Raw genomic sequence first — 25,093 nt, 5'->3', positions numbered from 1 at the left:
GCGGGACACCCGGATCAGAGTTCCTGGTGTTCCGCGCAGCGCTCGGCACGGGGTCGGGCGTCGGTCGCGGGGCAGGACGGAACGAACCGATGACAGCTCAGAGACTGACCCCCCGACGACGCGGCGTGGCCGCGCTGTCGGGACTCCTGATGGTGCTCCTGTGCGCCCTCGGCGGCGCCCAGACGGCCCAGGCCGGCACCCGCGTCACCGACGCCGGCGCAGGCACGACGGCGGAGGCCCGCCAGGCGGCCGCCGCTCCCCTCCGGGTGGCCGACGAGGTCCTCCGGTACCGGAACCAGGCGACCAACCGCTGCATGGACGACAGCAGCGCGGGGTTCCGCACGTGGACCTGCTTCCAGAACAGCAACCAGACGTGGACCGCGCACCCGTGGAACGACGGCACGTGGCGGTTCCAGAACCACGCCACCGGGCGGTGCATCCAGGCGACCGGCTCGACCACGCTCCGCACCTGGACCTGCGACTCCTCGGAGCAGCAGAGCTGGATCATCACCTACTGGGCCGACGGCACCCGCAGGCTGAAGAACGAGTACTACGGCACCTGCATCGACGACTCCAGCGGCAGCGGCTTCCGGCTCAACTCCTGCAACTCCAGCACGTTCCAGAGCTGGTGGCGCCAGTGACGGCGGTGACGCCGGTGGCAGTCGGTCCGCGCCCCGCGTGCTGACTCAGCGCAGCCGGTCCGCCCGCGTGTAGACGTTCATCGAGTCGCCGCGCACGAAGCCCAGCAGGGTCAGGCCGCACTCCTCGGCCAGGTCCACCGCGAGGGTCGACGGCGCGGAGATCGCGGACAGCACCGGGATGCCGGCCCGCGCGGCCTTCTGCACCAGCTCGAACGACGCCCTCCCGCTGACCTGGAGCACCGTCCCGGCAGCGGGCAGGGCGCCGTCGCGCAGGGCCGCGCCCACGACCTTGTCGACGGCGTTGTGCCGGCCCACGTCCTCACGGACGTACAGCGGCTCGCCGTCGGCCGTGAACAGGCCGGCGGCGTGCAGGCCGCCGGTCCGCTCGAACGCACGCTGGCGCTCGCGCAGCAGGTCGGGCAGCGCGGAGATGACGTCGGCGCCGACCGTGACGGGGTCGCCCGCGACCGGCCAGCGCAGCGCGGCCCGTACCTCGACCACGGTGTCCGACCCGCACACCCCGCACGCGCTCGTCGTCGCGAACGCCCGGGCCCGCGGGGGCTCGACGCCGCGCGCGAGGGCCACCTCGACGGTGTTGTCCTCGTCGGGGCACAGGCGCATCGCGGCGATGTCGGCGGCGGCCCCGACGACGCCCTCCGAGACCAGCCAGCCAGCGACCAGGTCGAAGTCGTCGCCGGGGGTCCGCATCGTCACGGTCAGGGTCTCGCTGCCGGGCCGCGCCGGGGCGCCGTCGTCGGACAGCGGGCCGCCCACCGGGACCACGGGCCCCACGAGCCGTGGGCCGCCCAGCGGCCGCGGGGCGCCGAGCGGCGTCCCGGGCGCGACGAGCCGGACCATGAGCGGTTCCTCGACGGCGAGCGTGTCCGGGCGTGCCGCGCGGACGCCCTCGCGGACGCGGACCACACGGCGTCGGTCGGTGACGACTCCCATACCGCCAGTCTCGCACCTCCGGCGGGCGCTTCCCCAGACCCTTCCGCCGGACCTTGCGCAGGCCCTTCCGCCGGACCTTCCGCGACCGATATGTCCGCAGCCCCCACAGGTCGTCGACTCCGGCGTAGGGTCAGGAGGGTGACAGACGTGAGCGACGAGGCCCGTACCGACGCCCCCGAGAAGAGCCTGCGCATCGGCCCGCCCAAGACGGCGGCCGCGGGCGTGCCGGGGGTGGTGCACGGCCTGGCCCACGTCTTCGAGGAGGCCGGCGTGGGCCGCGGCCTGCGCACGCTGCCGCTGCTCAACCAGCAGCGCGGGTTCGACTGCCCCGGCTGCGCCTGGCCCGAGCCCGGCAAGCCGCACCTGGCGGAGTTCTGCGAGAACGGCGCCAAGGCCGTGGCCGAGGAGGCGACCCGCAAGCGCGCGGACGCGGCGTTCTTCGCCGAGCACGCGATCTCCGAGCTCGCGACGTGGACCGACCACCGGCTCGGCAAGTCGGGCCGGATCACCGAGCCGATGCTGCGCGAGGAGGGCTCCGACCACTACCGGCCGGTGTCGTGGGACGAGGCCCTGGACCTGGTCGCGGGCGAGCTGCGCGGGCTGGACTCGCCGGACGAGGCGGCGTTCTACACCTCGGGCCGCACCAGCAACGAGGCCGCGTTCCTCTACCAGCTCCTGGCGCGCAAGCTCGGCACGAACAACCTCCCGGACTGCTCGAACATGTGCCACGAGTCGTCGGGCACCGCGCTGGTCGAGACGCTGGGCATCGGCAAGGGCAGCGTCTCGCTGGAGGACATCACCGACCACGCGGACCTGATCGTCGTCGTCGGCCAGAATCCCGGGACGAACCACCCCCGCATGCTCACCGCGCTGGAGGAGGCCAAGGACCGCGGGGCGCGGATCGTCGCGATCAACCCCCTGCCCGAGGCGGGGCTGCAGACCTTCAAGAACCCGCAGCGCGTCCGCGGCGTCGTCGGGCAGGGCACCAAGCTCGCCGACCGGTTCCTGCAGGTCCGGCTGGCCGGCGACCTGGCGCTCTTCCAGGCCGTGAACCGCCTGCTCCTGGAGGCCGACGACGACGCGCGGACCGCCGGGCACGCCCCCGTCCTGGACCACGCCTTCATCACCGAGCACACCTCGGGCTTCCCGCAGGCGGCGGCCGCCTGGCGCGCCGTCGACCAGGGCGAGGTCGAGCGGGCCACGGGCCTGGACTGGGCCGAGATCGAGGCGTTCGTCGAGGACGTCAAGGCCGCCGACAACATCATCGTGTGCTGGGCGATGGGCCTGACGCAGCACAAGCAGGCCGTCGCGACGATCCGCGAGGTCGTCAGCTTCCTGCTGCTGCGCGGCAACGTCGGCCGCCCGGGCGCGGGCGCCTGCCCCGTGCGCGGCCACAGCAACGTGCAGGGCGACCGCACCATGGGCATCTGGGAGCGGCCCACCGAGCTGTTCCTGGACGCGTTGGCGACGGAGTTCGACTTCGAGCCGCCGCGCGCCCACGGGCTCGACGTCGTGGACACCGTCCGGGCGCTGCGCGACGGGCAGCTCAAGGTCTTCATGGCCGTCGGCGGCAACTTCGCCGCGGCCACGCCGGACAGCGCGGTCACCGAGGCCGCGCTGCGCGAGGTGCCGCTCACGGTGCACGTCTCGACCAAGCTGAACCGCTCGCACGTGCTGCCGGGCAAGCGGTCGCTGGTGCTGCCCTGCCTCGGCCGCACCGAGCGCGACACGACGGGCGGGCGCGAGCAGGTCGTCACCGTCGAGGACTCCATGAGCGTCGTGCACGCGTCGCGCGGCCGCCTGGCTCCCGTGACGGAGGCCCTGCGCAGCGAGACCGCGATCCTCTGCGACCTGGCCCGCCGCGCGCTGGGCCCGGAGGACCCGACGCCGTGGGAGGAGTTCGCCGCCGACTACTCGCGCATCCGCGACTCGATCTCCCGCGTGGTCCCGGGCTTCGAGGACTTCGACCGCCGGGTCGCCGAGCCCGGCGGGTTCGTGCTGCCCCACCCGCCCCGCGACGCCCGCCTCTTCCCGACGACGACGGGCAAGGCGAACTTCACGGTGAACGAGCTCGAGATCGTCCAGGTGCCGGAGGGCCGCCTGCTGCTGCAGACCGTGCGCTCCCACGACCAGTTCAACACCACGGTCTACGGCCTCGACGACCGGTACCGCGGCGTGAAGAACGGGCGGCGCGTCGTGTTCGTGCACCCGGACGACCTGGCGTCGAGCGGTGTGGCCGACGGCGACACGGTGAACCTGATCAGCGAGTGGCCCGGGCCCGACGGCTCGGTCGGCGAGCGCCGCGCCGAGGGCTTTCGCGCCATCTCGTTCCCGACGGCGCGCGGCTGCGCCGCGGCGTACTTCCCGGAGACGAACGTGCTGGTGCCGCTGGACCACACGGCGGACCAGAGCAACACCCCGGCGTCGAAGTCGGTGGTCGTCCGCCTGGAGCCGGCCCACTAGACCGCTCCGTTGAGTGCTGGGTATTCGCCCTTTTCCGCACGCCGGAAGGGCGAATACCCAGCACTCAACGAGGCAGGGGTGGGAAGGCGGGCGATACGCTGCGACGCATGACCGAGGCGAGGCGGGCCGTCGTAGCAGGCTGGACCGGGTTCATCGGACGGGCGCTCGTCGACGACCTCACCGCGCGCGGGTACGACGTCGTCCGGGTCGGCCGCACCGGCCCCGACGCCCGCTGGTCCGACGTCGCCGCCGTGCAGCGCCTGGTCGACGGCGCCGACCTGCTGGTCAACCTCGCCGGCAAGAGCGTGGGCTGCCGGTACACGGACCGGAACCGCGACGAGATCCTGCGGTCACGGGTCGAGACCAACCGGCAGCTCCACGACGCGGTCGCGACGTCGGCCCGCCCGCCGCGCGTGTGGCTCAACGCGAGCACCGCCACGATCTACCGGTACGCGCTCGACCGGCCGCAGACCGAGGACGACGGCGAGCTCGGCGCCGGGTTCTCCGTGGACGTCGCGCGGAGCTGGGAGCACGAGCTCTTCGCGGGACGCCTGCCCGGCACCCGGCGGGTCGCGCTGCGGATGGCGATCGTGCTCGGTGGCCCGGCGTCGGACATGCTCGCGCGGGTGGCGCGGCTCGGCGTCGGCGGGCCGCAGCTCGACGGGTGGTGGTTCCGGCACCGGCGCTACCGCGGCATCGGCGAGCACCCGACCGGTGGCGCCGTGCCGGTGCACCGCAGCGGCGGCCGGCAGAAGTTCTCGTGGATCCATGTCGACGACGTGCTGCGCGCCGTCCGGTTCCTGGAGGAGCACGACGACATCTCCGGGCCGGTGAACCTCGCCGCGCCGCGCCCGGTGGACAACCGGACGCTCATGGCGGAGCTGCGCCGCGTGACCCGGATGCCGGTCGGCGTCCCGGCGCCCCGCTGGCTGCTGGAGCCGGCGCTGTGGGTGCTGCGCAACGAGGCCGAGCTGGTGCTCAAGAGCCGCTGGGTGCTGCCCGAGCGGCTCACCGAGTCGGGCTTCGCCTTCCGCTGGCCGACGCTCGCCCCGGCCCTGGACGACGCCCTCGCCCGCCCGCCCCGCCCCACCCGTATTCGTTGAGTGCTGGGTATTCGCCCTTCTCGCGCACGAGAAAGGGCGAATACCCAGCACTCAACGACGGGGTGGGGTCAGTGGGCGGTGGCCTTCTCCGCGCCCGCGCCCGTGAGGGAGCGAACCTCCATCTCGGCGTACTTCTCCGGGTGCGACCGCTCCTTGCTCAGGTAGGTGCCGACGATGCCGAGCACGAACGCGAGCGGGATCGTCACGATGCCCGGGTTGTCGAGCGGGAACCAGTGGAAGTCGATCGACGGGTCGCTGATCATCGACTTGCTGAGCCCGGTGACCGGGTCCGCGGGCTTCCCGGAGACGACCGGCGAGAAGATGATCAGCACGACGGTCGAGACGAGGCCGCCGTAGATGCTCCACAGCGCGCCGGACGTGTTGAACCGCTTCCAGAACAGCGAGTAGATGATCGTCGGCAGGTTGGCCGACGCCGCGACGCAGAACGCCAGCGCCACGAGGAACGCGATGTTCTGCCCGTTGGCGAAGATGCCGCCGATGATCGCGATGATGCCGATCACGACCACCGTCCAGCGGGCGACCCGGACCTCGCCGTCGGGCGAGACCTGCCCCTTCTTGATGATCGAGGCGTAGATGTCGTGCGAGAAGCTCGCCGCCGCCGTGATCGTGAGCCCGGCGACGACCGCGAGGATCGTCGCGAAGGCGACCGCCGCGATGATGCCGAGCAGGATCTCGCCGCCGAGCTCGAACGCGAGCAGCGGTGCCGCCGAGTTCTGCCCGCCGGGTGCCGCGAGGATCGTCTCGGGGCCAACCAGCGCGCCCGCGCCGTACCCGAGCACCAGCGTGAACAGGTAGAAGATGCCGATCAGCCAGATCGCCACGACCACGGACTTGCGGGCCTCCTTGGCCGACGGCACCGTGTAGAAGCGCATCAGCACGTGCGGCAGGCCCGCGGTACCGAGCACCAGGGCGAGCGCGAGCGACAGGAAGTCGAGCTGCGACAACGCCGTCGCCCCGTACTGCAGGCCCGGCTCGAGGATCGCCTCGCCGTTCTCGCCGGCCATGTTGACGGCCTCCTGCATGACGGCCGACAGGTTGAAGCCGAAGCGCGCGAGCACCCAGATGGTCATGGCGCCGGCGCCCGCGATGAGCAGCGTCGCCTTGATGATCTGCACCCAGGTGGTGCCCTTCATGCCGCCCACCAGCACGTACAGGATCATCAGCGCGCCGACGACAGCGATGACCAGGCCCTGGCCGGCCTTGTCGGTGATGCCGAGCAGGAGCGCGACGAGGCCGCCCGCGCCGGCCATCTGCGCCAGCAGGTAGAAGAAGACGACGGCGAGCGTGGACAGCGCCGCCGCGAGCCGGATCGGGCGCTGCTTGAGCCGGAACGACAGCACGTCGGCCATCGTGAACTTGCCGGTGTTGCGCAGCAGCTCGGCGACCAGGAGCAGCGCGACGAGCCACGCCACGAGGAAGCCGATGGAGTAGAGGAAGCCGTCGTACCCGTTGACGGCGATGGCGCCCGCGATGCCCAGGAAGCTCGCGGCGGACAGGTAGTCGCCCGCGATGGCGGTGCCGTTCTGCGTGCCGGTGAAGTTGCGGCCGCCGGCGTAGAAGTCCGCGGCGCTTTTGTTTTGCCGGGACACCCGGAAGACGACGACGAGCGTGACCACGACGAACGCCGCGAAGATGCCGATGTTGACCCAGATGTTGCCGACGTTCGTGGCCGCCGCTGCCATGACGGTCCCGTTCACAGCTCGCCCCCCTCGATCTCCTCGCGCAGGGCCTGCGCCCGGGCGTCGAATTTGTCGTTGGCCCACCGCGCGTAGAGCGTGGTGATGACGAACGTGGACACGAACTGCAGCAGCCCGAAGACCAGCCCGACCGTGATGGTGCCGGCCACACGGATGCTCATGAACTCGTGGGCGTACGTGCTCATCAGCGCGTACAGGAGGTACCAGACGAGGAACAGCGCCGTCATCGGGAAGACGAAGTTCCGGAACGCCCTGCGCAGGCTCTGGAACTCGTCCGAACGCTCGACGCGTTGGTAATCGGTTTCGGCAGGCCCTGCGGCCTGTACGTCACTCATGACGCCTCCATTGGCTCATGGGGGGCGCGCGCTCTGCCGCGGCCCGGTGTGCGCATCTCGCACCCGGCCCAATGTGCCGTACCTCACACGCTCGGGGCAAACGGTTCAGACGGCGCGTTTCATGACTTGACCAAGTCGTTACATTCGCGACGGCTTTCACCCGCTCGCCACGGGAAACCGGCAGGTCAGCGCGACGTCGCCGCGACGGCGGCATGACACCTGCGTGACGTCGGCGTGACGTCAGCGGCGCACGTACTCCAGGTCCGCGATGTCCCGCCCGGCGTCGTGCGCCTTGCGCTCGAACCCGGTCAGCACGCGCCGCTCGAACCGCGGCGCCAGGACGCCCGGACCGTGCGCGTTGACGAGGTTCTCGTCCGCCTCCAGGACCTCGACCATCTGCTCGGCGTACTCGGCCCAGTCGGTCGCGAGGCGGAGCGTGCCGCCCGGCCGCAGCACGCGCGCCGCAAGCGCCGCGAACTCCGCGGTGACCAGGCGGCGCTTGTGGTGGCGGGCCTTGTGCCACGGGTCGGGGAAGAACACCCAGAGCTCGTCGACCGACCCGGCCGCGACGGTGGTCTCCAGCAGCTCGGCCGCGTTGGCCTGCACCAGCCGCAGGTTCGGCAGCCCGTCCTGCCCCAGCGCCGCGCTGGCCCGCTCGGCGCGGGCGATCGTGTGCGCCAGCCCGGGCTGGTAGACCTCGACGGCGAGGTAGTCGCGCTCGGGATCGGCCGAGGACGCCGCGACGACGGCGTCACCCAGGCCGGAGCCGATCTCCACGACCAGCGGGGCCGTGCGCCCGAAGACGGCCGCCGGGTCCAGCACGTACTCGGGGTGCACGGAGGTGCGGGCGATGGCGCGCGGCACGTCGACGACGTAGGCCGTGCGGCGCTCGGCCAACAGCCGCTTCTGCTTGTCCGTGAGGCGGCCCGAACGGCGCACGAAGGACACCGGCTTGGTCCGGAACCCCGAGAGGTCGAGCGGGGTGTCGGTGTCCTGGCGCGCGGTGTCGGGCTGGGCGGAAACGGGCTGACTCACAGGGAAGAGCGTACGAGGTCGCGGGCGGGCGTTGCGTATCCGCACTGATTCGCCGCCCGACGCGCGGGCCTGCGGACGCACCGGGCAGGCTGGGTGCAGCCGCCTCACCCAGCAGAGTCAGGAGCCACCGATGCTCGCCATCGCACCCGGAGCCGTGCCTTCCGAGCAGCCCGAGCGTCCTCGCGACCGCTCGTGGGACGAACCAGTCGACCTCCCGCTCGCCTCCAGCGGCGACCCGACCTTCGCCTCGCGCACCGCCGAGTTCTTCTGGTCGACCTTCCCGGACGCGGAGACCAGCCGGCCGTCGTGACCATGCCATCAGCCTCATCCGATCGGATGCATCCATGACCGACCGCGGCTCCTGCGCGCGCGTCGAGCTCGACGGCCGGCGGGTCGTCGTCGACCTGTCCGACGTCGACGGCGACCAGCTCACCGCGATGGCCGCCCGGAGCGGTACCTCCGGGCCGCAGCTCGTGCTCGGCTGGATCCGGCGCGGGCTCCTCGACGGTCCCGCCCGGGACCCCCGCGCCTGGGACGGGCCGGTCGACCGCGGGGCCCGGCTGGCGCGGGACGTCGAGGTCGCACGGCAGGCCGACGAGGCGTTCGGCGACCTGTTCGGGAGCCCGGATCGCGCCGACTGACGCCGGGAGCGTTCGGGCCACCCGGGCCGCCCGGGCGCCCGACCCCGGCTACCCCCGACCGACCTCGGCCTCCAGCATCCCCAGCGCCTCGTCCGGCTCCAGGTCCCGGACCAGCACCCGCAGCGTCAGCCCGTCCGCGAGCGCCAGCAGCCGACGGGCCTGGGTCAGCGCGGCCTCGGCACTCACATCCCGGTCGGCAACGATCAACCGCACGCACTCGTCCTCGGCGCCGCGTCGCGCCTCGGCCAGGACCTGGCGGACGGCGGCGTCGTTGATCGACTTGGCCACGTAGGCGTACCAGACGCTGACGCCGACCCGTCCGGCGTCGTCCCGCGGGATCTGCTGGCTCATGACGTGCAGCAGCCGCTCACGGGGAGCGGCGTCGGCGGTCTCCTGGTAGCCGCCGTAGGCGCGGTCGACGAGCGCGGTGCAGCCGGCCAGGACGAGGGCGTCCTTGGTGCCGAAGTAGTGCTGGATGCGTCCCATCGAGACGCCGGCCTCGGCGGCGACGTGGCGCAGGCTGACGCCCTCGATCCCCTGCTGGGCGATGACCAGCCAGAGCGCGAAGACGATCTCCCAGCGGCGCTCCTCATGGTCCACGACTCTCGGCATGCGCCCAGGATAGCAATGCGGTCGCATCGCTACCTGTTACGATGCGAGTGCATTGCAAAACGCACCGACGTCGAGAGGAACCCCGATGAGCACGCGAACCACCGGTCCGAGGCGCCGTCGGTGGCCGACCGTCCTGCTCGCCGTCGTCGCGGCGGTCTCCACGAGCGGGCTGGTGCTGCTCGTCGCGGCGGGCGGGCCCGGCGTCGGCCACTTCCGCACGCCCGAGGCACGCCAGGCGTACGACGACGCGTACACGGACGCGATGGCCGGCCTGCCCGAGCCCACCGCCACGCACGACGTCGCCACGAGCTTCGGCACGGTCCGCGCCTACGCCTGGGTGCACCCCGACGACGCCGACGCCACGCCCGTGGTCCTGCTGCCGGGCCGGTCGGCCGCGACCCCGATGTGGGCCGACAACCTGCCCGACCTCGTCGAACACCGCACCGTCTACGCCTTCGACACGCTCGGCGACACGGGACTGTCGGAGCAGACGGTGGCGATGCGCGACGTCGGCGACGCCGCACGCTGGGTGGACGAGGCGCTGGCCGACCTCGACCTCGACCGGGTTCACCTCGTGGGGCACTCGCAGGGCGGCGGGCTCGCGGCCGCCGTGGCGGTGCGGCACCCGGACCGGCTGGCGAGCCTCACGCTGCTGGAGCCCGTCATGACGCTGGGCATGATGCCGCTCTCCGTGATCCTCACGACCATCCCGGTCTCGCTGCCGTTCCTCCCCCAGTCGTGGCGGGAGTCCGCGCTGAACCGGATCGGCGGCGTGTCGGACGACGAGGTGGACCCCGGCGACCCGCTGGCCCGGATGATCGCCGTCGGCTCGGAGAGCTACAGCTCGTCGGGGCTGCCCAGCCCGAGCGTGCTGAGCGACGCCGAGCTGGGGGCGCTGCCGATGCCCGTGTACGTGGCGATCGCGAGCGACTCGTCGCTGGCCGGGGGCGAGGCGGCGGCCGACAAGGCGCGGCTCATCCCGGACGCGCAGGTCAAGATCTGGCCGGACACGACGCACTCGCTGCCGATGCAGGTGGCGCCGGCCCTGGACGCAGAGCTGGAGACGTTCTGGTCGGCGCATCCGTAACCGGCCGCTGATGCCGAACGGCTGGGCTCCCGGGCACAACTGAACGTAGGTGTGGTCGCACTCTGAGCGCTCAGAGTGCGACTACACCTACGTTCAAATTCCGCCGGCGTCCGCCGGCCAGCCGCAGAGCGTCAGCCCGCGAGCCGGTCCACCACCCAGTAGAGGGCCAGCGCCGCTATCGCCGCGCAGCTCACCAACAACACCCAGCGGGCCGTTCTCGGCGCCCGCACGCGCAGCAGGACCAGCAACGGGAACACCACCGCGATGATCCCGAGCTGCACCGCCTCGATGCCCACGTTGAACGACAGCAGCGACCACAGCAGCGTCCACGACCAGGCCGCGTCGATGCCGAGCGCGCCCGCGAACCCGACGCCGTGCACCAGCCCGAAGACGAACACCACGGGCAGCCGCCACCGGTCCCACGCGCCGCGCTCGTCCCGGAGACCGGCGTCCCGAAGTCCGCCGTCACGAAGACCGGCCGGCGCCCGCCACCGCAGCGCGTCCCGCACCGTGCCCGACGTCGGACCGGCCGACGCCGACCCCCCGAGCCCGAGCCCGCCCCCGGCCCCACCCCGCCAGATCAGCACCAGGTCCACCACCGCCACGACCGCGATCGACGCCGCGATCACCGGCTCCACCACGATCGCCGGCACCGACACCACGCCGAGGGCCGCGAGCAGGAACGTCACGGAGTGCGCCACGGTGAACGCCGTCGCCATCAGGACGACGTCGCGCAGCCGCCGCGCCCCGATCAGCAGCGCCAGCAGGAACAGCACGTGGTCGACGCCGAACAGCAGGTGCTCGCCGCCCAGCACGAAGAACTCCCCCACCTGCTGGAGCAGCCGGTGCTCCCCCGTCGTCAGGGTGGGCGACGCCGTGGTGAGCACCGCCGAGCCGTCCTCCTCGTCGAGCGAGTACCGGATGATCGTCTCGGTGGAGTGCACGAACGACTCGGCGTCCGGGAACAGGGCGCTGGACACCTCGTGCACGCCCTCCGGCTCGCCGTCGCACACGAACGTGTAGGCCAGCGAGGCGTAGGCCCGCTCTCCGCGCTCGACGACGTCGGCGCCGGACAGCGCGGGGGCGCAGGGCTCGCCGTCGTACGTGACCACGAAGCGGTCGGTGACGTACCCGTCGACCTCGGCCTCGTGCTCGCCGAGCTGGGCGAGCTGGTCCGCCCGGTCCGTGGCCTCGTACGCCTCGGCCCGCAGCCAGGCGGACTTCATCAGCAGGTCGTACTCGAGGTCGAGCACGGCCGACACGTCCGTCGTCGGCCCGCCACCCTCAGAACCCGGGCCCGACGGCGCCGAAGTCACCTCCGCGTACACGTCGCTGGTCGCGTCGTGCGCCCAGGCGGCCTGCCCCACGGCGGGGCTGCTCACGACCGCGAGCAGCCCCGCCAGGGCCAGCGAACGGCGCAGTCTCACCGACGCGCCGTGGTGAAGTACGCCGGGGACGCCGTCGTCGTGCCGCCGCCGGAGGTGCGGGCGGTGACGAACCAGGCGTAGGTGCGGTCCGGCTTGAGACCGGTCCACCGGACGGAGGCGACCTCGCCGGAGCCGACGCGGTCCCGGCCGATCTCGTCCACCGGGTCGTACAGAACCACGGACTCCGTGCTGAACGACGTGGTGCGGGAGGTCAGGTCGACCGGCAGCACCATGTTGTCCTCGAGCCCGTTGTACCGGTGCTCGGTGTCGTACTCCGTGGCGCCGAACTCGCCCAGCAGCGGCGAGTAGGTGTCGATGGAGACCTCGCCGCGGTCGACGTCGAACTGCAGCATGCGGAAGAACGACGCGCCGAACTGGAGCTGGTCGGCCGGCTCGTACCCGCCGATCTCGGCGAGCCCGAGCTGGCCGGCGGACACCGTGTAGAACTGGTAGTCCGCGAGCAGCTCGACCACGCCGCCGCCGATGTCCCCGACCACGGGCGGGCGCACGTTGGTGCCCACGCCGTGCCGGTGCCCGGCGAGCACCATGAACACGTTCGGGTTGTCCTTGACGAGCAGGTTGTAGAGCAGCGGCCCGTCGGACCCGCCGAAGTTGGCGCCGCGCCCGTCGGGCGACGAGGAGGGCTCCAGGTAGTCGTGCGTGAGCAGGATGCCGTTGCGGTGCGAGTAGCGCTCGAAGATCGACGCGGCCCACTCGGCCTCGTCGCGCGTGACGCCGTAGGACAGGCCGACGACGACGAAGTCCAGGCCGCCGGCCGAGAACAGGTCGTAGTGGTTCTCGTTCGAGCCCGGCGTCATGGTGCCGCCGTAGGACGCGTCGTCCCAGCCCTGTTCGAGGTCCTCGTACCGGTCGGGGCCGAAGTACTGGTCGTAGAGCGTCGGGTCGGTGCCGGACTGGTTGTCGTGGTTACCGGCGACGACGCCGTTCGGGATGCCGGCGGCGTCGATCCGGGCCTGCGCCTGGGACGCGAACTCGAACTCGCCGATCACCTGGTCCTCCAGCTCCGGCGGGTACGCCCGGATGTTGGTCTCGGTGATGTCGCCGGTGTGCGCCACGTAGGCGATCTTGCGCTCGTCGGCGTTGTCGACGATCCAGTCCATGACGCCGTTGTAGCCCTGCGCCCAGACGGCCCGCTCCTCGGCGGTCTCCTGCTCGACGGCGCCCTCGGTCAGGTACTGCGTGTCCGTGTAGTGCACCATCGAGAAGTCGTAGGCGTCCGGGTCGTCGAAGCGGTCCTTGTCCCCGGCGTCGAGGTCGTCCGCGAAGGGGTCCTCGCCGGTGACCATGGCGTGCACCTTGCCGCGGTCCACGTAGTCCCGGCTCACGGTGCCCTCCAGGACGGTGCCGCCCTCGGCCGCGCCGCGCGCGGAGGCGACGACGTCCCAGGCGTCGGTGTCCGGGTTCCAGGCCCGCAGGCTGACCAGACGCGCCGGGTCGGCGGTGCCCTCCCAGCGCAGCACGGGCGCCTCGACCTTGCCGCGGACCGGCACGTCGAACCGCTGGTAGGTCACGTCGCCCGCGGCCGGGGACTCCACCGACTTCCCGTCGCCGGGCTCCAGCGCCTTGGTGCTCAGCTTCTTCTCGCCCCGCACGCTCAGCGTCGTGGGGACGGCGTCCGCCCGGCCCTGCCAAGCCTGGTTCGGGGTCAGGATCTCCGCGGCGGAGAAGCGCGCGGTGACGTCGCCGCCGTCGGGCTCCGCGACCGTCGCCTTGAGCGTGGCCGTGCGGCCCACACCCTTCGTGCCCGACGCCGGGGCGACGTCCGTCGGCACGTCCGGGATGCCGGCGCTCACGAAGGCGATCTCGTGGGTGACCTCGTTGCCGAGGCCGTCCGTGGCCTTCACCACGAGGGTGTGGTCGCCGGCGGGCAGGCCCGGGCCGACGGGGTCGCCGACGGCGATCTCGTCGCCGTCGAGCGTGACGTCCGGGCCCTGCACCACGCCGGAGGCGTCGTCCACGGCAACGGCGAGCGGCACGGCGGAGGTGAGCCGGTCGCCGTCCGCGGGGGTCGCGGAGACCAGCGCCGGGCCGGAGTTGTCGGTGAAGAGCGCGCGGGTGGCGGTCTCCCCCGTGGTCGACGTCGCCGCGAGTTCGTGCTCGCCGTCGGACAGGGTGGCAGTGTCCACGTCGGCGCGCAGGCCGCGCGCGGGGGCGTCGACCGTGAAGGTCAGCGTGACCTCGCGCAGCGCGGTGCCGCTGGAGCCGCAGGTGCCGTCGCCCATCGCGTAGGAGGGCTTGAGCCCGACGCCGGCCGCGGTGCCCGCGGCGGGGGTCAGCGCGAGGTTCGAGATCGTGAAGTCGTCGCGGTTGCAGTCGCCCGCGAAGGTGCCGGTGACGACCTTGACCGTGTTGTCGCCGGGGCGCAGCCACTCGTTCGGGATGACGACGTCGGCGCGCTGGCTCGCGTACGAGCCGCCCATCGGCGTCTCGATGCCGTTGACGACCAGCAGGTTCGCGGCCTGGCCGTCGACGGCGTTCGAGCCGACGTTGAAGGAGAAGGCCGCGTCGCCCGCGCCGAGCGTCTCGGTGGTCTCGACCGCGTCGCCGTCGACCGTGAGCTCAGCCGTCGCGCCGTCGCCGTCCGCCGGGCGCGCGCCCGTGACGGTGACGGTGCTGTTGGCGAGCGTGCCGTCGACGGGCGTGAGGCGGGGCGCGCCGGCGGGCGCGTTGTTCACGCGGACGCGGTGCTTCGTCGAGTCGCCCGACGCCGTGCGCGCCTCGATCGTGTGCGCGCCGTTGGTCAGCGTCGTGGTGTCGAGGTCGGCGCTCAGGCCGGTGGTGCCCTGCGGGTCGCCCTGGACGAAGAAGGTCAGCTCCGCGCGCAGCAGCAGGCTGGTGTTGCTGCCGCAGGTGCCGTCGCCGAACGAGTAGGTGTACTCGTTCTCCTCGCCGTCGGCCAGCTCGCCGAGCGGCTCCAGGGTCAGGTCCGAGAGCACGAAGTCGTCGTGGTTGACGCCGCAGTCGGAGCTGATGGTGCCCACGACGACCTCGACCGTGTTCTCGCCGGTCACGAGGTACTCGTTGGGCACCTCCAGCTCGACGCGCTCGCTCACGGCGTCGGGCAGGTAGATGGGCGCCGAGCCGTTCACGACCACGTGGTTCTTGTACCGCGCCTCGGTCGAGTTGGTGCCGACCGTGTAGCCGAGCACCGACGTGCCGAGGGTCTCCGTGGCGCCGGGGACGTCCGTGCCGTCGACGGTCAGGCGCTCGACGTCGTCGCCGGGCGCGACGGGCACGGCCGCGACGGGCACGGTGCCCTCGAGGAACTCGCCCTCGTCCGGGGTGAGAATCGGGGCGCCCGACGACGGCGCCTCCGGCGCGTGCGGCGCCGTCCTGGTCGCGGCAGGCGTGCCGGTGTCCGTGTCCGCGGGCGCGGCCGACGACGACGTCGCGGCCCAGCCCGTCAGGGCGAGCGTCGCGGCCGTGACCGCCGCGACGAGCGCGGCCTGCTGCCGGCCGCGCTGTTTCCTGGTGACTGGCCGCATGGCCGTCCTCCCTAAGGTCCGTGGGGTGGACGGCTCCGAGCACGCCCGGAGGACAAACCTGGCCGGAGCGGGTGAACTCCACAGGTGCACCAGGCGACAACCGGACAAATTGTGGGCACCCCGCGGGGGTCGGCCGGGCTCTCCCGTCAACCGGCAGGGCTCTAGGCTCAAGGTGTGGCGAACGACGACGAGGAGATCCGGCTGTGCTGCCTGCTGTGGGCGCACCCGGGCCAGGAGGCGGCCATGGCGGCCTACGAGGACCGGGTGCTCGCACTCGTCCCGGAGCACGGCGGCACGGTGCTGCAGCGCGCGTCGTCCGACGGCAGGCGGGGCCGGCCGCACGAGGTGCAGCTCTACCGGTTCGCCGGGCAGCGGGAGCTCGACGGGTACCTGGCCGACCCCCGGCGCACGGCGCTGACGGAGGAGCGGGACCGGGTGGTGGCGCGGACCGAGCTGTTCCCCGTGAAGGTGTTCTGACCCTGATCTCAGGCAGACACAGCGGGAACGGCGAAGGCCCCCACCGTGGTGGGGGCCTTCTGCATGCTGTGCGCCATCATGGACTCGAACCATGAACCCGCTGATTAAGAGTCAGCTGCTCTGCCAATTGAGCTAATGGCGCCTGCGACGGAAAGATTACCAGGGCTCAGGACCCTCGGCGCACCACTTTTCTCCGCCTCGCGACAGTGCCCGCCAGCACCCCCGGAGGGGGCCGTCGAACCGTCGCGTTGGTGCGCCATCTAGGACTTGAACCTAGAACCCGCTGATTAAGAGTCAGCTGCTCTGCCAATTGAGCTAATGGCGCGCAACGGGAAGAAACACTACCAGGACCAGCGGCGTCATCGGTAACCGAACGAGCTGGCCCGGCCTGTGAACTGCACGACAGCCGGCCCGCGCCGCGAGGATCCGGGAGCGGCCTAGAGGTAGAGCCCCGTGGAGCCGTCGGCCTCGTCGCTCTCGGCCACGCCGTGCACGTCGCGCTCGCGCAGGAGCACGTAGTCGGTGCCGGCCAGGTCGACCTCCGCGCGGTCCTCCGGGTCGAACAGGACGCGGTCGCCGACGTCGACCTGCCGCACGTGCTCCCCCTTGGCCACGACCGTCGCCCAGGCGAGCCGCTTGGGGCCGACGGCGGTCGCCGGGATCACGAGACCCGCCGTCGACTGCCGCTCCGACGAGTCCGTCTCGGGCTCGACCAGCAGCCGGTCGTGCAGCATGCGGATCGGGAGGTTTCCGGGCTTCGTCACGGAGTCGGTCACGGCGGAGGTGCTCACAGGACAACGCTACGCGACTGCCGAACGGGGTTGTCCACAGGCCGCCGGCGCACGGCGCACGGGGAGCCCCGAGGGCGGCTAACGTTACGGGCATGACGACTCGCCTCGAGCCCGGGGACAAGGCTCCCGACTTCACTCTCCCGACCGCCGACGGCGCCTCCGTCCGCCTCGCCGACCTGGCGAAGAGCACGGACAAGGGCGTCATCGTGTACTTCTACCCGGCCGCCGCGACGCCGGGCTGCACCAAGGAGGCGTGCGACTTCCGCGACTCGGAGGCGTCCCTGCTGGGCGCCGGCTACGCCGTCGTGGGCATCTCCCCCGACAAGGTCGCCAAGCTCGCCAAGTTCGCCGAGTCCGAGGCGCTCACCTTCCCCCTCGCGTCCGACGAGGAGCACGCGACGCTGGAGGCGTACGGCGCCTGGGGCGAGAAGCAGAACTACGGCAAGACCTACGTGGGCGTGATCCGCTCCACGGTCGTCGTGAACCCGGACCTGACGGTCGCCGAGTCGTTCTACAACGTGAAGGCGACGGGCCACGTGGCCCGGATCCGCAAGGTGCTGGGGCTCGACTCCTAGTGGGATCGCCGGCCGACCTGCTCGACCTCGACGCCGAGCTCAGCGACACCGAGCTCGCGACGCGCGACCGCGTGCGGGAGTTCGTGGACCGCCGGGTGCGGCCGGACATCGCGCGGTGGTTCGCCGACGCGCACTTCCCGCGCGAGCTCGTCCCCGAGCTGGGCGAGCTCGGGGTGCTCGGCATGCACCTGGAGGGCTACGGCTGCGCGGGCCGGTCCGCCGTCGAGTACGGGCTGGCGGCGCAGGAGCTGGAGGCCGGCGACTCCGGCATCCGCACCTTCGTCTCGGTGCAGGGCTCGCTGGCGATGTCGGCCATCCACAAGCACGGCTCCGAGGCGCAGAAGCAGCGGTGGCTGCCGCGGATGGCCACGGGCGAGGTCGTGGGCTGCTTCGGGCTCACCGAGCCCGGGGCCGGCTCCGACCCGGCGAGCATGACCACCCGCGCCAGGTTCGAGCCCGGCGCCGAGGGCGGCGACGCCGGCGGCGAGTGGGTCCTGGACGGCGCCAAGCGGTGGATCGGCATGGCCTCGTTCGCCGACGTCGCGATCATCTGGGCCAAGGTCCGAGAGCCGCAGGACGACGGGAGCGAACGGGACCGGGTGCGCGGGTTCGTCGTGCCGACGTCGACCCCCGGGTTCACCGCGGTGCCCATCGAGCCGAAGCTGTCGATGCGGGCGTCGGTGCAGTGCGACGTCACGCTGGACGGCGTGCGCCTGCCCGCGGACGCGATCCTGCCGGAGCACCCGGGACTGGCCGGGCCGTTCGCGTGCCTCGACGAGGCCCGCTACGGCATCGTGTGGGGCGCCGTCGGCGCCGCCCGGGACGCCTTCGAGTCCGCCCTGGCGTACGCGCAGGGGCGCGAGCAGTTCGGCACGCCGGTCGCGGGCTTCCAGCTCACGCAGGCCAAGCTCGTCGACATGGCGCTGGAGATCACCAAGGCACAGCTCATGGCGCTGCGCCTGGGCCGGCTCAAGGACGCCGGACGTCTGCAGGGGCACATGATCTCGGCCGGCAAGCTGAACAACGCCCGCATCGCGATCGACGTCTGCCGGACCGCGCGCACGATCCTGGGCGGCAACGGCGTGACGCTCGACCACTCGCCGATGCGGCACGCCAACAACCTGGAGTCGGTGCGCACCTACGAGGGCACCGACGAGGTGCACACGCTCGTGCTGGGCCGACACATCACGGGGATCGCCGCGTTCCGCTGACCTGGGCGCTCACCTGCCCGTAGACTGAGCGCCGCGCGCGAGTGGCGTAATTGGCAGCCGCGCCAGGTTTAGGTCCTGGTGTCTCCGGACGTGGGGGTTCGAGTCCCCCCTCGCGCACCCTGAGCAGTGTCGACGTCGACCTCCCGGCATCGGGCCGGTTCGTCTACGATCGCCCCGACATGACCCTCTCGACCCGGCCCGGAGCGCGCGCGACCGCCTCGCGGTACGCGCTCGTCGTGCTGCTCGCGCTGGCCGGGCTGCTGGGCCTCGCCACCCCGGGCACCGCGGCGCCGGAGCCGCACGTCGTGACGGTCCAGCACCATGCCGACCAGCCCTCCGGCAAGGGCGTGGCCGCGGCCTCCGACGACTGCCCCGCGCACGGCGGGCAGCACGGCACGGACATGCCCGGCCTGCTGAGCCTGCGCGCACCGCTCGTCACCGGGTCCGAGCCGGCCGTGTGCGCGCCGGCGGCGTACCGCGTCGTCCTGCCGCCCCTGCTCCTCGCGGGGGCCCACGTGGCGCAGGCGCACACCCTGGCGCGGGCGCTCGGGCACGACCCGGTGCTCTGGGGCATCAGCCGCACGTAGGCAGGCTCGCCGGGCGGACGCCGTCGTCCGCCGTGCGAACCACCGCGCGGCCACCGGCCGCGCGCCCACCCGCCCTGATGCCGGGGCGCCCCGCGCCACCGGCATGCCCGAACCCGTGGAGGAATCCCATGACCCAGCGACCCGCCGGCCCACGTCCCTCGACCCGGCGAACTTCCGACCAGCGACCCACGACCAACCGATCCGCCTCCGCGAGGTCGGGATCCGGAGGCCCGGCTCCCCGGCGCACGACAGCCGCCGGGCGTCTGACGCCGCGGCGGCTGCTGCAGATCGTGCTCCTGGCCGGGGTGCTCGGCCTGGTCGTCCTGCTCGTCGTGTTCATCCTGACGTCCCGCCCCGACGCACCGACCGGGGACGCCCAGGTCGTGCGCGAGGACAGCCACGTCCTGAACCAGGCCGCCGACGAGCAGGCCGTGCTCGTCGAGTTCCTGGACTTCGAGTGCGAGGTCTGCCGCGCCTACTACCCCACGGTCGAACAGCTCAAGGAGCAGTACGGCGAGGAGCTCACCGTCGTGATCCGCTACTTCCCGATCCCCGCGCACGCCAACTCGGTCCACGCCGCCGTCGCGGTCGAGGCGGCGGCCGGGCAGGACGCCCTGGAGCCCATGTACCAGCGCATGTACGAGACGCAGGCCGAGTGGGGCGAGGTCCAGGACTCGCAGGCCGAGGTCTTCCGCGGCTTCGCGCGGGACCTCGGCCTCGACCTGGAGCAGTTCGACGCCGCAGTGGCCGACCCGGCGACCGCCGAGCGCGTCCAGCGCGACTTCGACGAGGGCCGGGCGCTCGGGGTCAGCGGCACGCCCACGTTCTTCCTGGACGGCGAGAAGCTGGAGACCCAGAGTCCCGCCGACCTGGTCGCGGCCGTCGAGGGGTCGCTGGGCCAGTAGGCGTCACGGCCGCGGGCGGGCCCTCGGGCCCGCCCGTCGCGTCAGTTCTGCTGCTGCGCGGCGATGTCCTTGCGGACCACGTCCATGTCGAGGCCACGGACGGCCTCGACGACCTCGGCGAGGCCCTTGGCGGGCAGGGCGCCGGCCTGGCGGAAGACGAGCACACCGTCGCGGAACGCCATCAGCGTCGGGATGGAGGTCACCTGAGCGGCGGCCGAGATGCCGGGGTTGGCGTCGGTGTCGATCTTCGCGTGCACGATGTCGTCGTTCTTGTCCGAGGATGCCTCGAAGACAGGTCCGAACATCTTGCACGGCGGGCACCAGGTGGCCCAGAAGTCCACGAGGACGATCCCGTTGTCGCTGACGGTCTTCTCGAACGTGGCGTCGGTGATGTCGACAGTTGCCATGTCACGCTTCCTTTCGTTGGGCGTCTACCTGGTGAAGCACAGCCCCACCCTCTGCTATTCCAGGAGCGGCGGTCGGGCGATCCGTGTCACATTCGGGTACCGATCGGGCGGGGCGGGTCAGGCACCGCAACGCCCGAACTGGTAGAACGGACCCCGTGACGGACACTGCCGACTACCCTGCCGACGATTTCTACCGCGAGCCCGCCCCTGTCTCGGGGTGGATGACCGACGAGGACCTCGCCGTGGTACGCGCGCAGCTCCCCCTCGTGTACGTGGACGCCGTGCCGGTCCGGGTCGACGACTCAGGTGACGTGGTCGCCGTCGGGCTGCTGCTGCGCGTGAACCCGCAGGGCGCGATGACGAGGGCCCTGGTCTCGGGTCGCGTGATGTACCACGAGCGGCTGCGGGACGCGCTGCTGCGACACATCGAGAAGGACCTCGGCCCCGTCGCGCTGCCGCAGGTGCCGCCGTCGCCGCAGCCGTTCACCGTCGCCGAGTACTTCCCGACGCCGGGGATCACCGCGTTCCACGACCCGCGCCAGCACGCGGTCTCGCTCGCCTACGTGGTGCCCGTGACGGGCGACTGCCGCCCGCAGCAGAACGCGCTCGACCTCGCCTGGCTCACGCCCGAGGAGGCGTGCGCCGACGACGTCCAGGCCGAGATGATGAACGGCCAGGGCATGCTGATCAAGCAGGCGATGGCCCACGTGGGCCGGCTGCCCTGAGCAGCGCCGGCGCGCTGCGCCGGCCCTGGATCGCACTTCCCACGCATGGCGCGCTTGTCTGGACGAGCGCGCCATCAGGAGTGCACCTAGCCTGATCCTTGATACCCGAAGATGTCGGTTCCCGTTGCGTATACGCAACAGCCCGCCACCAGACCCATCAAGGAGAGGCTCGATTGAGCGGGCACGTGTTCGTCGACGAGACCAAGGCTCGTGACTACCTTCTCGTCGCCGTCGCGCTCGGCAGCGCTGATCTCAGGACGGCACGGGCCGAGATCAGATCGCTGACCATGCCGGGCCAGGCGCGGCTGCACATGCACCGTGAGAGCGACTCGCGCAGGCGAAAGATCCTCGCGGCCATCTCGCGTCTCCCGGTCGAGGCGACGATCTTCCGTGCCGTCGACGCCGACCGTCCGCGGCGCAAGGAGGCCGAGCGGCGCAGGGCCTGCCTTCAGGAACTCGTCACCGGGGCGATCCGGGACGCGCGGACCACCATCTGCCTTGAGCACGACGACAGCATGGTCCAGGTGGACCGTAGGGTTCTGATCGCCGTGACGAAGGCCCACCGCTCCGAGGACGCCCTGCACTACCGCCACGACCGCGCCGCGAGCGAGCCTCTGCTGGCGCTGCCTGACGCCATCGCCTGGGCGTGGGCCCGCGGCGGCGAGTGGCGGCCGCGATGCGAGGAGATGGTGACGAAGGTGGTCGACGTCTGAGATGCGCGAAGCCCGAGCGCACAGCCGTCCGGCTGGCTCTCGGGCTCACTTCCCTCCGCTTAGCGCGGCGGGCTGGTATCAGGATAGGCCGCCGTCGCCCAGCGCTGCAACGGGAGTCAGGTCGTCGACGTCAGGTCCAGGACCGGCCAGTCCTCCAGGTCCGCGCGCATGCGGCGGTCGTGCGTCGCCACGACGACGGCGCAGGGCGTGACCTGGAGGGCGCGGGTCAGCTCGTCCACGAGGTCGATCGACAGGTGGTTGGTCGGCTCGTCGAGGAGCAGCAGGTGCGGGGCGTGCAGCAGCGCCCGCGCCAGCTCGAACCGGCGGCGCTGACCCGCGGACAGCTCGGCCAGCGGCCGGTCCAGGTCCTCCTCGCTGAGCAGGCCCAGGCCCGCGACGGGCACCACGTGGTCGGGGTCCAGCTCGTTGGACGCGAGCAGCCGGAGCGCCTCGTCGGCGTACGTCTCGAACCCGGTCTTCAGGCGCGCCTTGCCGGTGATCGGTTCGCTCTCCTGGCCGACGACGCCGATGCGCGCGCCCGGCGCGACCGTGCGGCTCCCCCGGTCCAGCTCCAGGGTGCCGGCGAGCGCCGCGAGCAGCGTCGACTTGCCGGTCCCGTTCGGGCCCACCACGAGCAGCCGGCCCGACGGCGGGATCGCGACCCGCGTGCCGGGCAGGTCGAGCCGGGCGGCGCCGTCGTCCGCGATGCGGCCGTCCGAACCGCCGTCGTCCGCCGGGAGCCCGACGCGCGGCGAGCGGACCTCCACGACGGGGTTGCTGGGGTCCCAGCCCGGTGACATGGCGGGCAGGTCGGGGAAGCCCAGCTCGACCGGCGGCGCGGGCACCTCGATGGCCTCGGCCTCCAGCTTCTGGACCAGCCGATCGGCGGCCTTGACGTGGATGCGGGCGCGGGTGGCGCGGCGGTGCTTCTGCGAGCCCTTGCCCGGGCGCCACTCGTCGGACAGGCCCTCGTAGGACTCGTCGAGCCGTTCGGCCAGGGCCGCGGCCCGCTTGCGCTCGGCCCGGTAGCGCTGGCGCCACCGGTGCAGCGCCTGGGTCTTGGCGAACCGGTAGGCCAGGTAGCCCGGCTGCCCGTAGAGCACGGGCTTGCCGTCCCAGGACGGGTCGAGGTCGAGGATCGCGGTGGCGACGTCGTCGAGCAGCTCGCGGTCGTGGGTCACGAGCACGACGCCGCCGCGCCACGCGACGAGCTCGCCCGTGAGGAACTCGATCGCGGAGTCGTCGAGGTGGTTGGTGGGCTCGTCGAGCAGCAGCAGGTCGGCGCGCTCGGCGAGGCGGCAGGCCAGCCGGACCCGGAACCGCTCGCCCACGCTGAGCTGGTCCAGCCGGCGGGCGGGGTCGCGCGGGGCGCCCAGGCGGGTGAGCGCCACCTCGACGCGGCGGTCGGCGTCCCAGACCGCGAGGTGCTCGGCGAGCGACAGGGTCCGCTCCAGCACCGCCAGGTCGCCGGAACCGTGGTCGAACGCCGCGGCGGCGGCCTCCAGCTCGGCGGCCGCGGTGCGCAGGCCGTCGAGCGTCCCGGCGACGAGGTCGCCGATGGTCTGGCCCGGCTCGGGGTGCAGCTCCTGCTCGACGAGCGCCACGCTGCCCTGCCGGCGCACCTCGCCCGACTTCGGCTGCAGGTCGCCGGCCAGGAGGTGCAGCAGGGTGGACTTGCCGGACCCGTTCTCGCCGACGACGCCGAGCCGCGTACCCGGCGACACGGAGAACGAGACCCCGTCCATGACGGGCCGCCCGGGGTAGGCGAAACCGAGGTCCTGGGCGACGAGGTGCATCCGACAAGCCTACGGGGGCCGCTGCCGACGCCGAAGCCGGCGGGCACCGCCGCACGTCTGCTTGATGCCCGGGAGCCGCCCGCGCGAGGATGTGCCGGACCCCCGGCCTGCACCACGACCCCTGGAGCACCGTGCCCTCGACCTCGTCCGGCGTCCGGCCGGCGCTGCGCCTGACCAACCTGCTGCTGGCTCCCGCGACGCGCACGCGCCGGGACCCGGACGCCGTGTTCGACCGGATGGTCGCGCAGGCCTCGCGCGGTCGAGCGCCGCTGAGCACCGAGAACGCCGCGGACCTCGACCACCTGCGGCTGGCCCTGCACGCGTTCGCCGGCTTTCCCGGCCTGAGCCCGCTCGGCTGGGCGGCGGGCCAGGAGCTGGTGCGCCTGCGGGTCCGCAACCGCGTGGTCGTGGGCGACCTGCGCGCGCGGCACCCGGAGGTCGCCGGGCAGCCGGTGACGGCGCCGGTGTTCGTGGTGGGCATGCCGCGCACGGGCACGACGCTCGCGTACAACGTGCTGTCCAGGTCGCCCGCCCACCGCGGCCCCCGGCTCTGGGAGATGACCTTCCCCGGCCTCGCCGTCGACGACGCCACCGAAGCCGCGCTGGTCCGGCGCACCCGGCGCAAGTTCGCGATGACGTCGCGGCTGAGCGACACGTGGGGCACGATCCACCCGATGGACGCGGCGTCCGAGGAGGAGGACACGTTCATCCGGGCCCACTCGGAGATGCACGCCGCCGGTGTGCCGATGCCGGACTACCTCGACCGGCTCGCGACGTTCGACGCGCGGCCCGACTACCGGTTCCTGCGCGACACCCTGCAGCTTCTGTCGTACGGCCGCCCCGAGCGGCGGTGGGTGCTCAAGCACCCGGCGAACCTCTTCCACCTGGCCGCGATCCGTGACGTGTTCCCGGACGCCCGTTTCGTCTGGACGCACCGCGCCCCCGAGACCGCGTTGGCCTCCCTGTGTTCCCTGGCCGAGTCGGCCCAGCGGATCCACCGGCGGCCCGACGCCGTCGACCTGGCCCGGATCGGCCCGGAGTGGCTGGCGATCATGTCCCGCGGCGTGTCCCGCGCGCTGGAGCAGCGCGCCGCGCTGGGCCCCGACGTCGTGCTCGACCTGTCGTACGACCGCCTCACCGGGGACCCCGGCGTCGTGCTGCCCGAGCTGTTCGACCGCCTCGGCGCGCGCTGGGGCGCCGACGACGACGCCAACCTGGCCGCCGCGCTGGACGCACCACGGCACCTGCCGCCGCACCGGTACACGCTGGAGCGGTTCGGGCTGGAGCCCGGCGAGGTGCGGGCCGCGCTCGGCGGCTACGTGGACCTCCTGCGTAACCTGCCCGCCTAGCAACCGGCCGACCCACGGGCCGCCGGGTCCGCGGGCAG

The 25,093-nt window shown here is 72.6% G+C and carries 24 protein-coding genes and 3 tRNA genes; 15 read left to right on the top strand and 12 right to left on the bottom strand.

Translation table 11 applies throughout. The features are described from left to right. Positions 1-89 precede the first annotated feature (89 nt). On the top strand, positions 90-641 hold the full coding sequence (locus FHX71_RS02025; RefSeq protein WP_182614185.1) for an RICIN domain-containing protein: 552 nt from the start codon (positions 90-92) through the stop codon (positions 639-641). A 45-nt stretch (positions 642-686) separates the two neighbouring features. Here FHX71_RS02025 and fdhD read toward each other — a convergent pair whose 3' ends face one another. Further along, the gene (gene fdhD / locus FHX71_RS02020; protein WP_246402144.1) at positions 687-1,592 is read right to left on the bottom strand and encodes a formate dehydrogenase accessory sulfurtransferase FdhD; all 906 of its coding nucleotides are present in this window, start codon (positions 1,590-1,592) and stop codon (positions 687-689) included. Between the two features lie 138 nt (positions 1,593-1,730). Here fdhD and FHX71_RS02015 point away from each other — a divergent pair, with 138 nt between their 5' ends. Both FHX71_RS02015 and FHX71_RS02010 read left to right on the top strand, forming a co-directional pair. Further along, positions 1,731-4,055, top strand: coding sequence for an FdhF/YdeP family oxidoreductase (locus FHX71_RS02015; RefSeq protein WP_376770116.1), 2,325 nt, complete (start codon positions 1,731-1,733; stop codon positions 4,053-4,055). A 107-nt stretch (positions 4,056-4,162) separates the two neighbouring features. Beyond that, positions 4,163-5,158, top strand: coding sequence for an epimerase (locus FHX71_RS02010; protein WP_182614184.1), 996 nt, complete (start codon positions 4,163-4,165; stop codon positions 5,156-5,158). 68 nt (positions 5,159-5,226) lie between these two features. Here the strand turns inward: FHX71_RS02010 and FHX71_RS02005 are convergent, their stop codons facing one another. From FHX71_RS02005 to trmB, 3 genes are all read right to left on the bottom strand, one after another. Beyond that, positions 5,227-6,861, bottom strand: coding sequence for a monocarboxylic acid transporter (locus tag FHX71_RS02005; RefSeq protein WP_182618413.1), 1,635 nt, complete (start codon positions 6,859-6,861; stop codon positions 5,227-5,229). Positions 6,862-6,872: 11 nt separating this feature from the next. Then, positions 6,873-7,211 carry a DUF485 domain-containing protein gene (locus FHX71_RS02000; protein ID WP_182614183.1) on the bottom strand — a complete coding sequence of 113 codons (339 nt, stop codon included), beginning with the start codon at positions 7,209-7,211 and terminating at the stop codon, positions 6,873-6,875. Positions 7,212-7,451: 240 nt separating this feature from the next. Further along, entirely contained in the window at positions 7,452-8,246 is a 795-nt protein-coding gene (gene trmB, locus FHX71_RS01995) for a tRNA (guanosine(46)-N7)-methyltransferase TrmB (protein ID WP_182614182.1), read from the bottom strand. A gap of 130 nt (positions 8,247-8,376) precedes the next feature. Here trmB and FHX71_RS01990 point away from each other — a divergent pair, with 130 nt between their 5' ends. Together FHX71_RS01990 and FHX71_RS01985 are read left to right on the top strand one after the other, a co-directional pair. Beyond that, entirely contained in the window at positions 8,377-8,556 is a 180-nt protein-coding gene (locus FHX71_RS01990; protein WP_182614181.1) for a hypothetical protein, read from the top strand. Between the two features lie 34 nt (positions 8,557-8,590). Further along, the gene (locus FHX71_RS01985; RefSeq protein ID WP_182614180.1) at positions 8,591-8,887 is read left to right on the top strand and encodes a hypothetical protein; all 297 of its coding nucleotides are present in this window, start codon (positions 8,591-8,593) and stop codon (positions 8,885-8,887) included. A 48-nt stretch (positions 8,888-8,935) separates the two neighbouring features. Here the strand turns inward: FHX71_RS01985 and FHX71_RS01980 are convergent, their stop codons facing one another. Further along, complete coding sequence (locus FHX71_RS01980; RefSeq protein WP_220489427.1) at positions 8,936-9,499, bottom strand: TetR/AcrR family transcriptional regulator; 564 nt, start codon at positions 9,497-9,499, stop codon at positions 8,936-8,938. 85 nt (positions 9,500-9,584) lie between these two features. Here FHX71_RS01980 and FHX71_RS01975 point away from each other — a divergent pair, with 85 nt between their 5' ends. Next, positions 9,585-10,586, top strand: a complete 1,002-nt coding sequence (locus FHX71_RS01975) for an alpha/beta fold hydrolase (protein ID WP_182614179.1) — start codon at positions 9,585-9,587, stop codon at positions 10,584-10,586. A 131-nt stretch (positions 10,587-10,717) separates the two neighbouring features. On the opposite strand, the gene FHX71_RS01970 is transcribed toward FHX71_RS01975, so the two are convergent. Beyond that, positions 10,718-12,013: a HupE/UreJ family protein gene (locus tag FHX71_RS01970; protein ID WP_182614178.1), complete on the bottom strand. Its 1,296-nt coding sequence runs from the start codon at positions 12,011-12,013 to the stop codon at positions 10,718-10,720. Then, the gene (locus FHX71_RS01965; protein ID WP_182614177.1) at positions 12,010-15,519 is read right to left on the bottom strand and encodes a metallophosphoesterase; all 3,510 of its coding nucleotides are present in this window, start codon (positions 15,517-15,519) and stop codon (positions 12,010-12,012) included. The genes FHX71_RS01970 and FHX71_RS01965 overlap by 4 nt, the downstream gene beginning before the upstream one ends. A 174-nt stretch (positions 15,520-15,693) precedes the next feature. Here FHX71_RS01965 and FHX71_RS01960 point away from each other — a divergent pair, with 174 nt between their 5' ends. Then, the gene (locus FHX71_RS01960; protein WP_182614176.1) at positions 15,694-15,996 is read left to right on the top strand and encodes a hypothetical protein; all 303 of its coding nucleotides are present in this window, start codon (positions 15,694-15,696) and stop codon (positions 15,994-15,996) included. A gap of 69 nt (positions 15,997-16,065) precedes the next feature. On the opposite strand, the gene FHX71_RS01955 is transcribed toward FHX71_RS01960, so the two are convergent. From FHX71_RS01955 to FHX71_RS01945, 3 genes are all read right to left on the bottom strand, one after another. Continuing rightward, positions 16,066-16,138 (bottom strand) — tRNA-Lys (locus FHX71_RS01955). 107 nt (positions 16,139-16,245) lie between these two features. Next, positions 16,246-16,321, bottom strand: a tRNA-Lys gene (locus FHX71_RS01950). Positions 16,322-16,433: 112 nt separating this feature from the next. Continuing rightward, complete coding sequence (locus FHX71_RS01945) at positions 16,434-16,730, bottom strand: GroES family chaperonin (protein ID WP_182618411.1); 297 nt, start codon at positions 16,728-16,730, stop codon at positions 16,434-16,436. Positions 16,731-16,879: 149 nt separating this feature from the next. On the opposite strand from FHX71_RS01945, the gene bcp reads away from it, so the two are divergent. The 5 genes from bcp (at position 16,880) to FHX71_RS01920 (ending at position 20,065) form a co-directional block, all read left to right on the top strand. Then, positions 16,880-17,362 carry a thioredoxin-dependent thiol peroxidase gene (gene bcp, locus FHX71_RS01940; protein WP_182614175.1) on the top strand — a complete coding sequence of 161 codons (483 nt, stop codon included), beginning with the start codon at positions 16,880-16,882 and terminating at the stop codon, positions 17,360-17,362. Continuing rightward, entirely contained in the window at positions 17,362-18,573 is a 1,212-nt protein-coding gene (locus FHX71_RS01935; protein ID WP_182614174.1) for an acyl-CoA dehydrogenase family protein, read from the top strand. The genes bcp and FHX71_RS01935 overlap by 1 nt, the downstream gene beginning before the upstream one ends. Before the next feature lie 35 nt (positions 18,574-18,608). Next, positions 18,609-18,690: transfer RNA gene (locus FHX71_RS01930), tRNA-Leu, on the top strand. A 62-nt stretch (positions 18,691-18,752) separates the two neighbouring features. Further along, a complete protein-coding gene (locus tag FHX71_RS01925) occupies positions 18,753-19,160 on the top strand; it encodes a hypothetical protein (protein ID WP_182614173.1) in 408 nt (135 codons plus the stop codon). Between the two features lie 290 nt (positions 19,161-19,450). Continuing rightward, positions 19,451-20,065: a DsbA family protein gene (locus FHX71_RS01920; protein ID WP_312876893.1), complete on the top strand. Its 615-nt coding sequence runs from the start codon at positions 19,451-19,453 to the stop codon at positions 20,063-20,065. A gap of 41 nt (positions 20,066-20,106) precedes the next feature. On the opposite strand, the gene trxA is transcribed toward FHX71_RS01920, so the two are convergent. Beyond that, positions 20,107-20,472 (bottom strand): thioredoxin, encoded by a 366-nt coding sequence (trxA, locus tag FHX71_RS01915; RefSeq protein ID WP_182614171.1) that lies wholly within the window; start codon positions 20,470-20,472, stop codon positions 20,107-20,109. A gap of 155 nt (positions 20,473-20,627) precedes the next feature. Here trxA and FHX71_RS01910 point away from each other — a divergent pair, with 155 nt between their 5' ends. After that, the gene (locus tag FHX71_RS01910; RefSeq protein ID WP_182614170.1) at positions 20,628-21,197 is read left to right on the top strand and encodes an NUDIX hydrolase family protein; all 570 of its coding nucleotides are present in this window, start codon (positions 20,628-20,630) and stop codon (positions 21,195-21,197) included. Positions 21,198-21,382: 185 nt separating this feature from the next. Further along, positions 21,383-21,910, top strand: coding sequence for a hypothetical protein (locus FHX71_RS01905; RefSeq protein WP_312876892.1), 528 nt, complete (start codon positions 21,383-21,385; stop codon positions 21,908-21,910). Positions 21,911-22,026: 116 nt separating this feature from the next. On the opposite strand, the gene FHX71_RS01900 is transcribed toward FHX71_RS01905, so the two are convergent. Beyond that, positions 22,027-23,706 (bottom strand): ABC-F family ATP-binding cassette domain-containing protein, encoded by a 1,680-nt coding sequence (locus tag FHX71_RS01900; RefSeq protein ID WP_182614168.1) that lies wholly within the window; start codon positions 23,704-23,706, stop codon positions 22,027-22,029. Between the two features lie 131 nt (positions 23,707-23,837). Between FHX71_RS01900 and FHX71_RS01895 the strand changes: the two genes are divergently transcribed. After that, positions 23,838-25,055 carry a sulfotransferase family protein gene (locus FHX71_RS01895; RefSeq protein ID WP_182614167.1) on the top strand — a complete coding sequence of 406 codons (1,218 nt, stop codon included), beginning with the start codon at positions 23,838-23,840 and terminating at the stop codon, positions 25,053-25,055. Positions 25,056-25,093 lie beyond the last annotated feature (38 nt).

Origin of the sequence: Promicromonospora sukumoe, assembly GCF_014137995.1 — a bacterium.
GTDB classification, from domain to species: Bacteria; Actinomycetota; Actinomycetes; order Actinomycetales; family Cellulomonadaceae; genus Promicromonospora; species Promicromonospora sukumoe.
Note: the sequence above shows the minus strand (reverse complement) of the source record. Positions and strands in the feature narration are given on the sequence as shown.